Genomic DNA, 13,906 nt, shown 5'->3' on the forward strand with positions numbered 1-13,906 from the left:
GATTTGGATTCTAGAAATCGCCAGAGGACTACTCTAATCCAAAATCCATTCTGAGATCCTTGCTTTTCTCGGATTGCCGCGGAGATGCGGTGGCCCCGCTGCTATTCTGGGTCTGGGCAAGCGCAGATCCCTTCTCCTGTAGCGGCACGCCCTTGGGCGCCATGACGGCCTGGGCCTCGAACTGCAGCCCTGGTGCCATCGCACGCACTTCCGGCAGGCTCATGGCCGTCTGCTTCCCGCCTGCACGCTCCCGGATGGCCGCGACCAAAGCCTCGGGATTATCGGTGACGAGGGTGATCTCCTCCTTGGCGCGACTGATCGAGACGTAGAAGCTGCGGGCATTGACCAGGTTGAGCCGCCAACTCTCGGCATGTGCGATGACGCGATCCGCGGTCGCGCCCTGGGCGCTGTATCCGGTCCTGACCCAGGCATAATCCCAGTGGTTGTCGCCGGGGCTTTTCAGATTCAGTTCGGTGTGGTGGCCATTGGCCAGGCGCACCGTCGCGGTGTCCCGCCGGGGATCCACGGACAGCACTTGCGCCTGGCTGCCATTGGCGATGCCCCGGCTGCGGTCGTTCCTGGTCCAGCGGATCTCGTCGCCGGCGCGCAGTCCTCGAACGACGGTCTCGAGCACCTCGAACTGGCCCTTATCGGCCCTGGCAGCCTCTGGCTGGAACTGGCGCAGGCGGTTGTCCTCGCCTCGCAGGAGCACCGATCCGCTGCCGACATCGCGGGAGATAACGGTGTGATAGCTTCGCCAATCAAAGCCCGAGCCGGCACCCTGGTCCTGGTTGAACCGTACCACGTCGCCGGCGGTGTAGCTGCGCACCAGGCGCGCCTCGGTCGGGGTCAGATCCTTCGGCCGCAACGCGACCACCTGGGCTTCCTTGCCTTCGATGCTGCCCTCCCGGATCAACCTGTCGCGGATCTCGAGATTGGCCGCGTCCCGCCCTTCGCGGCTCGGGTCAATGAGCAGCGTCCGGCTCCGTTCGGCGACCGTGAGAGCCTGCCATCGGTCCACCATGACGGCGATCCGCTCTGCCCCATCTTTCCCGACGAGAAGCCTGCCCTTGCCCTGCTCAATGGCTCTCAGTGCGGTCCCGGCGTCGCGCTGCAGGGAGGCATAGACGGCCTCCCTGGCCTGCGGATCGGTCTGCCGGACGATCGTCTCCAGGCGATGGGTGGTGACCGCTCCGGAGGCCTGGAGCTGCCCGAAGGCCCGGCCGGCCTCGACGCTGGCGAGCTGCTTGTCGTCGCCGACCAGCACCACGCGCGCGCGTCGCTCCTCGGCGGCCGTCAGCAGGGTCTGCATGTTGCGGGAACCGATCAGGGAGGCTTCATCGATCAGCCAGACCTGCCGCTGGCTGGGCATTCTGGCGGCCCGTCCTTCCCAGATCAGGGTGCTGGTCCACTGGCTCCAGTTCTGCGGGTCGCGACGCATCTCCTCGAAATGGCGATGCACGGTGCGGCCCTCGATGCCGAGCGCCTCGCCCAGCACATTGGCCGCATTGGCGGTCGGCGCCATGGCGATCACCTCGTAGCCACGGGCCTTCGCGGCTTCGGCATAGGTCGCCAGGACCGTGGTCGTCTTGGCGGTGCCAGCAAAGCCCTGGACGGCGGTGACGCGGTCCTGGGAGGCCAGGATACCCCGCGCGGCGGCAGACTGGTCAGCGGTCCAGGAAAAGCCCGCGCGCTGCGCCACGGCCTCGGCGCGGGCGACGTAGGCGGCGGAATCCTGGGCGGAAAGAATAGGGCGAAGAATGCCCTGGCCGTCGCGCGCGGACTGCAACAAGACGCGCTCGGTTTCGATGGCCTGCGGGGTGGTCCAGCCTGGCACCTGCGCGTCCCGGCGTGTCGTCAGGTCGACCTCGATGGCGGTTCTCGGCAACAGAAGACCTTGCTCGGCCGAGCGCCGGATGGCGGCTTCCACCTGCGCCGGCGTGGCTGCACCCGTTGCCAGGCCCTGGGCCTCGCGTCGCAGGCGATCGCGGGAAAACACGGCATCCCGATCCGCCAGCACGGCAATGGCGAGCTGGACGGATTGCAGGGCGGCCTGACGCTCGGCGATCTCGCGCCGGCTGGGTTCCGGCGCGCGCTGCCCGGCCTGCGCCACCAGCCTGTCCAGCCGCACGCCATGCTCGGCCGCGGTGCCCTGCCAATGCTCGAGCAGGCGTGGCCGGTCGATGGTCTCCTTCCGCCGGCGGGTGTCCTTGGCCGCATATTCCGCCTCTCGTGGCGTGGCTGTCTCGCGGGTGAGACCCTTGGCCGCCAGGGCAGCCTCGATCTCGGCCGAGCGGGTGGAATAGACCTGCATCAGCTCCTTCGGCACGCCCCTGACCTCGAAGGTCGTGCGGTCCTTCTGGCCCCATTCCACCTCGTAGCCGAGACGGCCGAGCTCCGCTGCCAGGTGGGCGCGATAATAGGCGCCGATATCCTTTTGGGCGGCGTAGATCGGCTGTGGTTCCAGGCTCCGCGCTTTGCCATCCGGGGTGATCGTGGCGTTCATGACGACCACATGGGTATGGAGCTGCGGCTCCTGACTCCGGCTGGTATCGTGGCGGAAAGAGGCAGCGGCCAGGGCCCCCGTCCTGACGTGCTGGATCTCGCCCTTTTCATCACGGACACGCGTGGTGGCAAAGCGCGCCTCGACCATTGTCATGGTGGCGCGCACGGCGCGGTCATGCGCCGCTATCACCCGCTGATCGCGTGCCACTTCAGCCAGGATCGAGACGGATTTCGGCGCGGAGAAGGTCAGGTCCCAGCCTGGGCGATGGACGAATTCGCCGTTGCGATGGGTGCCGAGGCGGGTGCCATCGGGCATCTCCCCGCCCAGCGCGGCCCGAAAGGTGTCCCGCTCCACGGGCAAGGCATGCTCGCCGCTATGGTTGCTCCCGCCGGTGAATCCCAGGCTCTCGGTGGCTGATCCGATCCAGGCGGAAGGGCTGGATCCATCCTCGATGTAATAGTCGTCCTTCTCGAAATAGACCGAAGCAGCGGCCGCGCTCTTGATCGCCCCGATCGACATCATGACCCCGTCACTCCATCAAAACGCAGAGTTTGCGCGGCGCCTGCTGGAGGGAACCTCCGGTAACTCCGCTGCGTCGGGGGAGGGGGCCTGGGGCGGCTCTCCGGATGGCGTTGCACCTGCTACAGGCGGCGCCGTTGCGATCGGCCCTGCCGCCGGCACGCTCTGCGGAGGCTCCTCATCTACAGGATCTACAGGCACCTTCTCTTCCGCCGCGGCAGGTTGCCGAACGGGATGATCCGTGCCGCTCGGGGCAGCATCACCAGACACTGAGTCGGGCGGCGGGTCGGCAATCTCCGCACATCCATCGGTATTCACCTCTGGGGAGGTGGCGCCCAGCGGGGTGCCACGCAGCCGGGCGGCAGCCGTCAATGCCGGATCGGCCGGGGCGAAGTCGATATGGATCTGGTTGCGCTCCCACCCATTCGGGCGCCTGAGCTTCACCCGTCCGACCGGCCACTTCCCCGGTAAGGTGAGGAAGCATTCAAGATCCTCCAGGTCCATCACCTCAGAGGGCAGGACGATGTTCTCCAGGCCGCGCCGGGTGCTGATGTTCATGCCCTCCAGGGCATCGGCCGAGCCATAGCGCGCGGCCTCCTCGGTGCGTTCGCGCTCGGCCTGCCCCAGCAGCTCGCTGACCCATTTCGCGCTGTCGGCGTCGCCGACGCGGAAGGCCGCGCGGGTATTGAGCAGGGAGAGCATGGAACGTGCCTGGTCGCGGCCGTAGATGTCATTGAGCTGGCCGGTATTCTGCAGGCCGACGATCGTGCACAGGCCGAATTTCCGGCCCTCGGCCAGCGCCCGCGGCAGGTTCGGCACCTCATGCAGCGAGAAAAGCTCGTCGAGAATGAACCAGACCCGGCGCTCCTCACGCGGGCCAAGCCCCATCAGGGCGGAGATCGCACTGTCGACGAAGCAGGTCAGCAGCGGCCGGATGGCGGCATGGTCGCGCTCGCGAGAGGTGAGGAACAGCCACGGCCGCCGCTTGTATTTCCTGAGACGACCGTCGAGCGGCTGGTCGGCGGCGGTCATGAACCTGGTGATCGAGAACTCGTCGTCGGTGCTGCCCGCGGCTGCGGGCAGAAAGCGCATGGAGCGCAGGTAGGTGGCGAGATTCATATCGACCGATGCGCCGGCACGGTCCGCACCTTCGGCATAGTATTTGGCCGCCTCGGTGCCCTGGAACGCTGCCAGCTTGGCCTCCTTGGTGGCCGTTAACATGAAGCGCAGGAGGCCTTCGACGGAACGATCCGGACGGCTCCTGAAGTGCAGCAGACTGGCCGCCAATAGCGCGCGGGCGGCATCGGAGAAGAACTGGTTGGACCCTTCGCCGCGCGGCACGAGGGCATGGGAAAGGCGATCCGCATCGGCATCGTGCTGCATCTCCGCCCAGGGCGACCAGTGAGGCGAGCGCTGATCAAGGGGGTTGAGGATCACGTCGCCATACTCCGGGCGGTAGAAGTTGCGCACGTAATCGCCCGTCACATCGTAGATCACGGCGGAATCCCGGCGCTCGCGCGCGGCATCGGCCATGCGCATGATCGACACCGATTTGCCGACGCCCGTGGTGCCCAGGAAAAGGAAATGCTGGCGCTCACTGTCCTTCAGGATGGGCACACGGCCGATGGCGAGGGTCTTGTCACCACCCCGCTTGCTGCGCTTGACGAGGCGGGCCAGGGCGGCCTCACTGAGGATCTTCCGACCGCGAAGATGATGCGGATCGCGGGCTCCCTGGCCGGCGTGGCGGGCCATCCAGGCGGCGCCGCCAATGGCGAAGGGCAGGGCGATGGCGCCGCCGATCAAACCCTCCACCAGGGCATCGCTGATATTGCCGAAGGCGTCGATGTGCCATTGGCTGGTGCGCACCATGTAGGTGCTCCACTTCTCGGGCTCGCCGCCGGTATCGATGCGCCAGACGCCCCATGGGCTCTGCAGCACATCATTGATGAACCAGCTGGTGGCCCAGAGGCCGGCGGCGCCCCATTGCCCGTCCTCGGCACGGATCATCGCCCAGGCTACGACGCAGCCGACAACGGCGGCGGCTCCGACCAGGCAGACCCAGAGGAAGGCCTGCATCTTGGCACGAAAGCGCAGCAGCGTGAGGCCCACGCCCCGGCTGAGATCGTCAGTAATCCGGGGCGAAAGAGGCGCATTGGAAGCGAGTTTGGGGCGCCGGCGGATCATTGCCCTGCCACCTTCTGGTTGGTGTTGGCGGCCGGCTGCTGCTTGCCGGCATGGTGTCGGGCTGTGATCTGACAGGCCTCGAGATCATCATCCAGCTCGGACTGCACCTCTGCAATCATCGCCGGCTTGTTGGCGTTCTGGGGCAGCACGTTCGTCAGAACCCGGCGGGATACGATCGACGCGAGCGACGCCCTTTCTATGCTCGCCACGAGCAAGTGACGCATCTCCAACGTGTCCTTGAGGAGGAGCTTCATGTCGCTATCGCGAGCACCATCCTGGCTCCGCGACAACAGCTCCTGAAGCTGTGTGAGAATGCGATCGGATGCCGAGGGCCCTTGATCATCGAAGAGGGCCCGCTCGAGGATGTCGCGCGCCATGTCCGAAACTTTCACGCCTCTTGATCGCGCCCTGACCTCCAAAAGCTCCTTCATCTGGCTCGCGAGGCGGATATGAAGGCTCTCGGTGAGGACCGAACCGTCCTCAAAGCGCTCAGGGGCATCTTGCGGTTTAGGGTCCATCTTCCTGACCTCCGGTGTGGATAGGAGGTCAAGTCTGGCAGGCACCCACTCAACTGGGACCCCCCGTAACTGGGGTAAAGTGCGCACCAGTTAACGATTTCTCAAGCCACACCCGCTCAACTTCGCCGAAGGGGTGTCCAAGCTTGTGCCACAACGTGCTACATTTCTAATGTATTGATGTGACGTGGTAAAGTTGACGGCTAGAGCATTTTCCATCTACTCCGGCTCATATCCGGCGGCGGTGAAGTAGTTGGCGCATTCTGCTGGTGTGAAGGCATCGAGGAGTTGGCCGATGGTGGCCCAGAGCCCGTCCAGGGTGCGCTCCGCCGCCTTGCGCAGGAGCGCCTTCAGCTTGGAGAAGGCATTCTCGATTGGATTGAAGTCCGGCGAGTAGGGCGGAAGGAACAGCAGGGACGCACCCGTGGCCTCGATAGCCCGGCGGGCCTCGTGGCGCTTATGCGCAGCCAGGTTGTCCAGGATGACGGTGTCGCCGGCGCACAGGGTTGGACAGAGGACCTTCTCGACATAGGCCTGGAAGGCCTGCGCGGTCATGGGCCCATCGAGCAGCATAGGCGCGGTCAGGCCTGTGAGGCGGAGACCGGCGACGAAGGTGGTGGTCTTCCAATGTCCGTGCGGCACGCCTGCACGCAGGCGCTCGCCACGTGGGGCACGGCCCCGCAGTCGCGCCATCTTGGTGCTGGCACCGGTTTCATCGATGAACACCAGGCGATCAGGATGAAAGTCAGGCTGCCGATCGAACCAGGCTTCGCGGGCCGCGGCGATGTCCGGCCGGTCCTGCTCGGCGGCGTGCGCGGTTTTTTTTGAAGGTGATCGCCCGTGCCGCGAAGAAGCGCCAGAGCGTGCCAATCCCCGCCGAGAGGCCGCGCTCGTCATGCAGCCGCTGCTGCATCTCGCGGAGGGTAATGAGGGGCCTGACGGCGACCAGGTCGAGCAGGAAATCGGCCTGCCCATCAAGCTTGGAGCCTCTGGGCTGCCCCTGGCGGCGTGCCGCCGTCTCACCCTCATCCCGCGCTCGCCGTACCCACACAACGGCTGTTGCCACACCCACTCCGAAATGGGCTGCGGCCTGCCGTGCCGACATCCCGCGTGCCGTTGCGTCGAGCACACGCGTCCGGAGATCCTGGCTGTAGGCTCGGGCCATCCTGTCCTCCCTCGCAGGAGGAAAAGCGAATCACATCCCGCCGCAGAAGGGAATCCTCTTCTGAATCGGTGAACGCGGAAACTGCTCTAGACAGAGCACCAACGGCCATGTGGCACAATCGTGCCACATGGATCCTCGCATTGTGGCACAATTAAACGACTAAAATACCGTGGTAAAATGCCGTACTGTGGCACAGTTCCAACCAGCATCCCCGTGCGTGGGGTGTGCGCCGCACTTGCGGCTCTCTGGTAGTGGGAAAGGCGCTCATCCGTGGCCCCGGCGAGGTCAGGGTCTGGCCTCTGGCTTTCGGAATCTGCTGATGGCTCCGGCGGTCCTCAGAACCGGGTTCCTGGCGGCTCATCTTTCTGTCTGGATTGGAAGCGGGGGAGCGCGAGGGGGGCGGCGCTTGAGCCCCTCTCGCCGCGCGTGCCGCCCGGGCGACGCGTGGTGGAAGGAGCGAACCCGTGGGGATCGCCGCCCAGAGGCCGGAGACGCGGCAGCCCGATGCGGCGCCACATGCTGACCCGAGCTGCGCTCTATGGCGCTTCTCGCTGGATCCTGCCTTTGTCCCACAACGGCAATGCGTCAGTTCATGGGCGGCGGGCTCGTCCAGCTCTCCTGTGCCACAGCGCCGCCCCACGACGAACCCAGCGGCTGAAGGGTAACCCATGTCTCCGCGAGCTTGCCCCCTTCAATGCGGTAGGCCTGCATGCCTGCGCGGGTGCGCACCTCGCCACTGCCCTGGTCGGTCCACTTCATCGTGAAGCGGTACCAGGCACGGTTCTCTTGCAATGTGTGGTCGTATACGACGATGCGCACATCCGGCCGATCTTGCTTCAACCTGGCGAGTTCGGCGGCGTAGGCTTCCCGCGTGACAGTCCGATCCCCGGCTTCGTCATGCCGGATGTAGTGCGGGGCGACACAATCGGGGACCAGGTCGTAGCGGCCCTCGTGCCATACGCGCTCCCAGCGGTCGAACAAGCCGCGCAAAACAGGCTCGCCGGACATCGCTGAACTTCCTTCTGTGGATGGCCAGCTTACATCTCTCACCGAAGCCGGAAGAAACATAAAACGCCTTGCTACCCTCGGTGGGCATCTCTCGGGCGGCGGCCGCGCCGCTCGCTGTCCCAGAGCACGGTCGGCTTGCCTGCTCTCTCGACCGCCCATGCCATGGTCTGACACCACGCGACGACTTCAGGTGGCGCCGCGCGCGCCTTAGTGCGCCATTGCCTGACGGTCACCGGCGCACGCTTCAGGCGTCGCGCTGCCTCGGCCGTGGACCAGCCGATTAAGGTCAGCAGCTGATCGACATCGGGTGGATAATCCATCGGCTCGAGGTTGTTATAGGTGAGATGGAATGAAGCGATCATCGCTTCTTTCGCTTTCCGGCGTGGCATGCTGCGGGTCCTTCAGCCAGCGGATTGGAGGAGGGGGCCAGCATCGGCTGATGCGGCGCCCGAGGTGGTCTCGGGAAAGGGCATTGCCTGATATCCGGAGCGAGGGGGCAGAGCGGGCATGGGGCCCGTTGCATGCTCCCAGAACCATGCCGGCAGCTTGCTGCCGGTCACCAGTTCCCGGAGCGCAGCGAGGTATGCCGGTGCGGGAGCGGCCGGCAGGATGTAAAGGGCGACCGGTGCCGGCTGCGTGTCGGACAGCAATACCTGGGAGAGCGGCCTGGAGCTGGCGAGGTTATAGCGCAGCCCTTTGCGGAAGGAGCGCCGGTGCCGGTCGAGCTCATCCAGCAGCTGCCTTTCCTGGAGATCCTCGAAGGGAACCCAGTGATCGGTGACGGTCATCAGCGCCAGTTCCTCCATGCTGGCGATGCCGGCGGGCGTGATGCCGAAGGTTCCGATCATGACGAGGCGGGCGCCGTCCACGGCGCCCCAGAGTTCGAGCTCACGCGCAAAGCGCTTGGCCATGCGCTTCTGCAGGTCGTCCGGCAGCATGAAGGGGAAATTGCCGAGATGGCGCGCGATGATGCGATGCCCATAGCGGGCAGGGGCGATGTCCTTCACCTCGGCGATGACCATCATGAGTGGTCGGGCCCCACGCGCGCCCTGAGCGGTGAGCGGCGCCAGCCGCGCCGAACGGCGGGCGTCGATCTCCTCGCGGTGCCCGGCGCTGAAGGTCTCGGGGACATAGAGCAGGCTGTCCAGGGCGGCACCCTTGACCGCGGCGCCGGCGGCGGTGAGGAGCAGGTGCCTGCGCACCACGGCCCAGTGGCGCTTGCCTTCCATACCTGGCGTCCAGCGTGCCAGGCCGGCCTGATCCCAGAGGTAGTGGAGCGTGCCGCGGAGGGTCAGCTTTCGCCCGTCGCTTGTCACGCTATCGGGCTCGGCGCCGTCGCCGGTGGGCGGCTTGCGAGAGGCGCCCTTGTTGAGGCTGAAGGCCAGCCGGAGGCTGGTCTTGCCTTCATCGGCGCTCTCCTGGATGGCAGAGCCGAAAACCTCGCCGAGGCCGGAGAGCTCGGCCGGCGGCTCATAGTGGTCGCAGTCGGTCGCGTGCAGCGGCCCGGTGTCGGGCATGCGCTTGATGACGAAGCGATCGCCGAGGCGGGCGATATAGGCTTCGAGGGGCGGCTGCCGGCAAAGGCAGAGGGGCCGTATCTTCTGGCCATGCAGGCGGGCGAGGACCTGCTGTAGGTCAGGGGAGGCCGCGTCGAAGTCGCGGCCGTTGGCCTGATAGGCTGCCATGGGAGGGCTCTCCCGGTTGGGCACCCTCAGCCCGGCCGGCCGAGAGGCGCGGGGGGGGGCGAGGGGAAGGCTATTCCGCAGCGGCGGCAGGGGGCGCGGGCGGGCGTCCGCGGCGACGCGCCGTGGCGCTGGACTCGGCGGCTTGCGGCGGGATGATGCCAAGTTCCTTCTCAGCCGCGGTGACGGCCTTCTCCAGAGCGGCGGCGAGGTGCTCGTTGAGAGGGAATTCGAGACCACGGGCCCTGGCGGCGTCGCGAACGGCCTTCAGGCGGGCCTCAAGGGTCTTGCCGACCTTGATGGGGACGGTGCTGATTTCGACAACCTCGATGGGCCGAAGGATAGCCATGACGGTGCTCCTTGCGCGTGGTCAGACGGTCGCGCGGCGGTGCCGCGCTCGCACAAGGCTGGTTCAGACGGCGGGATTCCGCACCCCCCGTAATGCAGCAAAATGGGACCTGTTTAGCCTCGGGGCGCCGAGGCTTTCCCGTCAGGCTGCTTCGGGCGACCCTTCCGAAGCCTTCGGCGGGGCGACCTGGGCGCCGTCATGGTCGATGACCTGGGTGATACGATAGGGGATGCCAAGGCGCCGGTGCTGGCGGCGCTGGGTCGCCATCTCGCGCCAGAAGACATCGGCCGGCATGGCCTTACCGCTACCCCCGGTGCTGCTGACGAAGGCGGCCGGTTGGTCGTAGCGGACGCGGATATACGGGTTGGTGAAGGTGGTGACGATACGCATGGTCAGTCTCCGGAGAAGCGAAAGCGCGGCGCCGGAGGCACCGCGCGAAGCCAACGGGCTGCGGCATGACCGGGCCGCTGTGCCTGGTCATGCCGTGGCGCTACCAGCCTGCGCCAGCAACTGGTCGTTCCAGTCGCCATAGGGCGGGGGCGGTGACAGTCTAGCAAAGGGAGCATCCTTGTCAGCAGCGAGATCGCGAAGGCGCCGGGCGAGCAGCTCGCCGCCAGTGCCGTTGTCGGTCGCGGCGACGAGGTGCGGGGTGGGACGCGCGGCCAGCAGGGCGAGCAGTCCGGCATGGGCCAGTCCCCCGGCGCGCCATCCGCCGGCGGTCGAGCAATAGAGGCTGCCGGCTTGCCAGCTTTCCAGGGCAGCGAGGCTGACGGCATCGATGGCCGCTTCGCAGACGACGATGCGGCGCGCCTCACTCGTCTTTACGCCGACAGCGAAGAGGCCCTTCTGCGCCCGGGCGCGGTATCCCTTGTATTCCGGGCCGCGCATCTCCCAGCCGACCAGTTCGCCGCCCTGGGCGATGTCGCGATGTGCGAACCAGGCCTCGCCATGGCGCCCTTCGCGCAGCAGGCGGGCAAGGCCGGGGTGGGCGAGGCTGGCGGACGGGATGGCGCGGACGCTGTTGAGATAGTTCCAGGCAGGCGATCCTGGGCGGGGGCGCGGTGTGCGACGCCAGATCCGCAGGAGAGCGGTCCGGGCGAGGGGCGGCTTGTCGGCCTCGCCGGGGGCCAGGATCAGGGTGGGGGCGATGCCGGCGAGCGGCCGCAGGGCGGCGCGGGCCTCGCTGAAGTTGATGCGCCAGACCCGCTGCGCCAGGGCCAGGACGTCACCGCGGCCCTGTCTGGTGCCATCAAGGGGATCGAACCAGCCGCGCCCATCATGGGTGACGATGATGATGAGACCGCTGCCCTGGCGGAATTTCTGGGTGCGGCGGCTGCTTCCGGCTTTGTCGAGCAGCCAGCCGGCCCGTTCAAGGACAGTGCGGCAATCGACCTGGGCGCGGAGCTGGTCGATTTCGGGATCGCGAGGCATGGGGGGTCTCTCCCGTGCGGGCGGTCATGCGAGGGCGGGGGGCGGCCGGATCGTGACGCGGAGAAAGACACGATCGCGGATGGCGGGATGGAACCGATGGCGGAAGCCGCAGGAGATGCGTCCATCGGCCTCGGGCCGGCTGTCCATGAGCTGCCAGACCTCGCCATCGCAGGGTTGGACCAGATCAGTGCCATCGCCCAGGCCACGGGCCATCAGGGCGGCCGCCAGGGCCTGCCAGGCGAGGCGCCAGAGGGCAGAGCCATGGCTGGGTGCCAGAGAGCCCGGGCGATTGTCATTCACCGCCTCGGGCCTCGGAAGCTGGATGGAGTGGGGCATCGGTGATCCCATCCGAAAAGTGAGCGGGGCCTTGCAGCCCCGCCCAGGCGGTCAGGGGGCGGCACCGTAGCGGCGGGCGCGGTTGATGCGGGCCTCGGTGCTGCGCTGGACCACGGTGCCACCCTGGTTGTTGCCGACATAGGGCTTCCAGGCTTCGCCGGTGAGGTCCTCGTAGGTCTCGGCCATGGTGGCGACGAGGCGGACATAGACGGCCACCTCCAGGCGGCGGATATCGGCGATGAAGGCGAGCTTCTCGCCGCGATCGTCCATCCCGTAACCGGGGTTGTCCTCACCATCGGGCGCATGGTCGATGCCCCAGATCGGGGCGCGGTCATCGTCACGGTCGCCATTGAGGCTGCGGGTAAAGAATTCCCGTGCCTGCCGCTCCGCGGCGCCGGCGCGCTCCACCTGGGCGCAGGCATGGGCAAAGGCGGCGCCTACGGTGCGGTCCATCAGGATACGCATGGAACGGGACGGCTCATCGCCGCTGCACAGGCTGGCAAGGTTCACAAGGTTGTTGCGGGCCGTGGCGTCGATGGCGTCCAGGTCGGGGGCAGGGACGCTGCAATCAGTGGCAATGCTGGCGATCTCGTCGGCGGCCGGGGCATGCGCCACCAGGGCCTTGAGGTTGGAGGGCTTGAGGAAGCGGGCGGCCTGTTCGCGGGCTTGGACAGCGGCGCCGGCCTGGGTGCTGGTCTTGCGCGAGGCGGCATCGGTCATTGCCTGCGCCATGGCGCCCTTGTCCTGGGCGGGGGAAGCAGCGATCTTCTTCTGAGCCTGGGCCATGATGTTCAATCCATCCGGTTCGGGTTAGCCCTCGTTCGGTGTTGACGCACCGTCCGGGGGCGATTTGTTTGCGGCGTTGTTGTCCGCAAGAGAAAGATAGCAAATACAGTACAAATAACAACAGAAAAGAGGCTACTCGCATTTTCGTTATTGTCACTTCGGATGCTGCAACTGCCTCCTATTTACTAGATATATTCTTTACTTAAATATTCCAAGCAGCAACTGCAGCTTTGCTGCCCGTCGGCGAGACCGGGGATAGGGGGGTGGCATTTGGGCGGGCGAGGCCGGGCTGCGCCGGAGGCGGGGCGTGCTTGCGCCCTGCGGCCGGGGCGGCCCTGCCTTGCCATAGGCCGAATGCCCTGGGGGAAATGGGGCAGCGCCCCTTTCCCCCTCACCGGGGCGCGTCTGCGCCGATGGGTTCTTGTGTGAGGGCTCGTCACCTGTAGGGCGGAAACGTTGGTTGACGCCGTCGGAAAAGCATAGACTACGCCGATCTCCAGGCTTCGCCTGACGGTGGCCGCTCGCTCAGTTACAGGACCGGCATTGAGGCGGAACCGTCGCTGTCGGATGAGCATCGGCTCCGCCCTCGGCACCGCACCAATGTCTCAGCGGCCTGAGCGGTGCTGCGAACCGTCCTGTACACCCCGACGGTAGGACCGATCCTGGGAGCGTTCGGACTGCTCATAGAGATAACCCGCCCCGGCACCGACGCCGGTGCCGATCAACGCTCCCCACCCGAGATCGCCGGTGAAGGAACCAAGGATGCCGCCCAGGGCTGCACCGCTCAGGGCACCGGTTCCAACATTGCGTTCAGACCGGGTCATATTGGCGCAGGCGCCAAGCGCGAGCAGTGTCAAGGTTGCAAGGGTGAGGCGGGAAGAATGAGAGGTCGTCATGGCAGTGATCCTTCTCTTCTTAGCGGGCCGGCCGCGCTCGGGCGGGAGCGGGCGGTTCGGGCGGGCATGGATAAGCCAGCTGCGCCCAGCGGATGAGCCCATCCAGGGCAGGCTCATTGCCGTATTGCGAGTTCTGCTGAACCCAGGTGGCGAAGGCAATCGCCGTCTGCGCCACGCTGGGTGTGGGGTCGGGCAGACAATAGAGCGGCCGCCAGGGCCCGCCGGGTCGATGCAATAGCGCATGATACTGCCCGGCAGCGGTGACGAAACCCTGGCAATAGGCAATGGCCTGGAGGCGCTGTGACGCCTGTGCGTCTGGGAGACAGATTGCAGCGAGATCCGCGGCGGTCCTGGCGGAGGTCGGCAGGGCGGGGGCGGGCTCGGCCAGGGCAGGAGCGCTGATGCCAAGCAGGGCTGCAAGCGCAGCCGGGAAAACGATTTTACACATGGGCTTATGATGTCTCCGGTGATGTCGATCAGCCTCGGATCGTAACCGCCTGCACGACAACCATGACATGGTCGAGGAGGC

Annotated in this window: 14 protein-coding genes; all 14 read right to left on the reverse strand. The window is 66.6% G+C overall.

The genetic code is table 11. The features are described 5' to 3' along the window. Positions 1 to 28: 28 nt before the first annotated feature. On the reverse strand, positions 29 to 3,028 hold the full coding sequence (mobF, locus tag ACF3NH_RS20540) for a MobF family relaxase (RefSeq protein WP_422925579.1): 3,000 nt from the start codon (positions 3,026 to 3,028) through the stop codon (positions 29 to 31). A 15-nt stretch (positions 3,029 to 3,043) separates the two neighbouring features. Further along, entirely contained in the window at positions 3,044 to 5,209 is a 2,166-nt protein-coding gene (locus ACF3NH_RS20545; RefSeq protein WP_422925581.1) for a type IV secretion system DNA-binding domain-containing protein, read from the reverse strand. Then, positions 5,206 to 5,727, reverse strand: coding sequence for a hypothetical protein (locus ACF3NH_RS20550; protein WP_422925583.1), 522 nt, complete (start codon positions 5,725 to 5,727; stop codon positions 5,206 to 5,208). Before ACF3NH_RS20550 ends, ACF3NH_RS20545 begins: the two co-directional genes overlap by 4 nt. A 216-nt stretch (positions 5,728 to 5,943) precedes the next feature. Further along, a protein-coding gene (locus ACF3NH_RS20555) for an IS630 family transposase (protein WP_198368402.1) occupies positions 5,944 to 6,889 on the reverse strand; the annotation gives its coding sequence in 2 pieces (ribosomal slippage) (positions 5,944 to 6,550 and positions 6,549 to 6,889; 948 coding nt in all). A 585-nt stretch (positions 6,890 to 7,474) separates the two neighbouring features. After that, a complete protein-coding gene (locus ACF3NH_RS20560; RefSeq protein WP_422925585.1) occupies positions 7,475 to 7,897 on the reverse strand; it encodes an ester cyclase in 423 nt (140 codons plus the stop codon). Between the two features lie 71 nt (positions 7,898 to 7,968). Continuing rightward, complete coding sequence (locus tag ACF3NH_RS20565) at positions 7,969 to 8,286, reverse strand: hypothetical protein (RefSeq protein WP_422925587.1); 318 nt, start codon at positions 8,284 to 8,286, stop codon at positions 7,969 to 7,971. Between the two features lie 12 nt (positions 8,287 to 8,298). Continuing rightward, a complete protein-coding gene (locus ACF3NH_RS20570; RefSeq protein ID WP_422925589.1) occupies positions 8,299 to 9,582 on the reverse strand; it encodes a DUF1173 domain-containing protein in 1,284 nt (427 codons plus the stop codon). 70 nt (positions 9,583 to 9,652) lie between these two features. Next, positions 9,653 to 9,928 carry a hypothetical protein gene (locus ACF3NH_RS20575; RefSeq protein WP_422925591.1) on the reverse strand — a complete coding sequence of 92 codons (276 nt, stop codon included), beginning with the start codon at positions 9,926 to 9,928 and terminating at the stop codon, positions 9,653 to 9,655. Between the two features lie 141 nt (positions 9,929 to 10,069). Then, entirely contained in the window at positions 10,070 to 10,318 is a 249-nt protein-coding gene (locus tag ACF3NH_RS20580; protein ID WP_422925593.1) for a hypothetical protein, read from the reverse strand. A gap of 87 nt (positions 10,319 to 10,405) precedes the next feature. Further along, positions 10,406 to 11,359, reverse strand: coding sequence for a DUF3991 domain-containing protein (locus tag ACF3NH_RS20585; RefSeq protein WP_422925595.1), 954 nt, complete (start codon positions 11,357 to 11,359; stop codon positions 10,406 to 10,408). 24 nt (positions 11,360 to 11,383) lie between these two features. Then, on the reverse strand, positions 11,384 to 11,695 hold the full coding sequence (locus tag ACF3NH_RS20590) for a hypothetical protein (protein ID WP_422925597.1): 312 nt from the start codon (positions 11,693 to 11,695) through the stop codon (positions 11,384 to 11,386). A 51-nt stretch (positions 11,696 to 11,746) separates the two neighbouring features. After that, on the reverse strand, positions 11,747 to 12,481 hold the full coding sequence (locus tag ACF3NH_RS20595) for a hypothetical protein (RefSeq protein WP_422925599.1): 735 nt from the start codon (positions 12,479 to 12,481) through the stop codon (positions 11,747 to 11,749). 605 nt (positions 12,482 to 13,086) lie between these two features. After that, a complete protein-coding gene (locus ACF3NH_RS20600; protein WP_187777968.1) occupies positions 13,087 to 13,377 on the reverse strand; it encodes a glycine zipper domain-containing protein in 291 nt (96 codons plus the stop codon). A gap of 19 nt (positions 13,378 to 13,396) precedes the next feature. Further along, on the reverse strand, positions 13,397 to 13,894 hold the full coding sequence (locus tag ACF3NH_RS20605; RefSeq protein WP_379656219.1) for a Rap1a/Tai family immunity protein: 498 nt from the start codon (positions 13,892 to 13,894) through the stop codon (positions 13,397 to 13,399). Positions 13,895 to 13,906: the final 12 nt, after the last annotated feature.

Origin of the sequence: Pseudoroseomonas sp. WGS1072, from assembly GCF_049340465.1 — a bacterium.
Lineage (GTDB): Bacteria > Pseudomonadota > Alphaproteobacteria > Acetobacterales > Acetobacteraceae > Pseudoroseomonas.

Coding starts and splice junctions, on each gene's coding strand:
- mobF (WP_422925579.1), bottom strand. CDS start 3,028: ATGATGTCGATCGGGGCGATCAAGAGCGCGGCCGCTGCTTCGGTCTAT.
- ACF3NH_RS20600 (WP_187777968.1), bottom strand. CDS start 13,377: ATGACGACCTCTCATTCTTCCCGCCTCACCCTTGCAACCTTGACACTG.
- ACF3NH_RS20570 (WP_422925589.1), bottom strand. CDS start 9,582: ATGGCAGCCTATCAGGCCAACGGCCGCGACTTCGACGCGGCCTCCCCT.
- ACF3NH_RS20595 (WP_422925599.1), bottom strand. CDS start 12,481: ATGGCCCAGGCTCAGAAGAAGATCGCTGCTTCCCCCGCCCAGGACAAG.
- ACF3NH_RS20585 (WP_422925595.1), bottom strand. CDS start 11,359: ATGCCTCGCGATCCCGAAATCGACCAGCTCCGCGCCCAGGTCGATTGC.
- ACF3NH_RS20545 (WP_422925581.1), bottom strand. CDS start 5,209: ATGATCCGCCGGCGCCCCAAACTCGCTTCCAATGCGCCTCTTTCGCCC.
- ACF3NH_RS20575 (WP_422925591.1), bottom strand. CDS start 9,928: ATGGCTATCCTTCGGCCCATCGAGGTTGTCGAAATCAGCACCGTCCCC.
- ACF3NH_RS20605 (WP_379656219.1), bottom strand. CDS start 13,894: ATGTCATGGTTGTCGTGCAGGCGGTTACGATCCGAGGCTGATCGACAT.
- ACF3NH_RS20560 (WP_422925585.1), bottom strand. CDS start 7,897: ATGTCCGGCGAGCCTGTTTTGCGCGGCTTGTTCGACCGCTGGGAGCGC.
- ACF3NH_RS20565 (WP_422925587.1), bottom strand. CDS start 8,286: ATGCCACGCCGGAAAGCGAAAGAAGCGATGATCGCTTCATTCCATCTC.
- ACF3NH_RS20590 (WP_422925597.1), bottom strand. CDS start 11,695: ATGCCCCACTCCATCCAGCTTCCGAGGCCCGAGGCGGTGAATGACAAT.
- ACF3NH_RS20580 (WP_422925593.1), bottom strand. CDS start 10,318: ATGCGTATCGTCACCACCTTCACCAACCCGTATATCCGCGTCCGCTAC.
- ACF3NH_RS20550 (WP_422925583.1), bottom strand. CDS start 5,727: ATGGACCCTAAACCGCAAGATGCCCCTGAGCGCTTTGAGGACGGTTCG.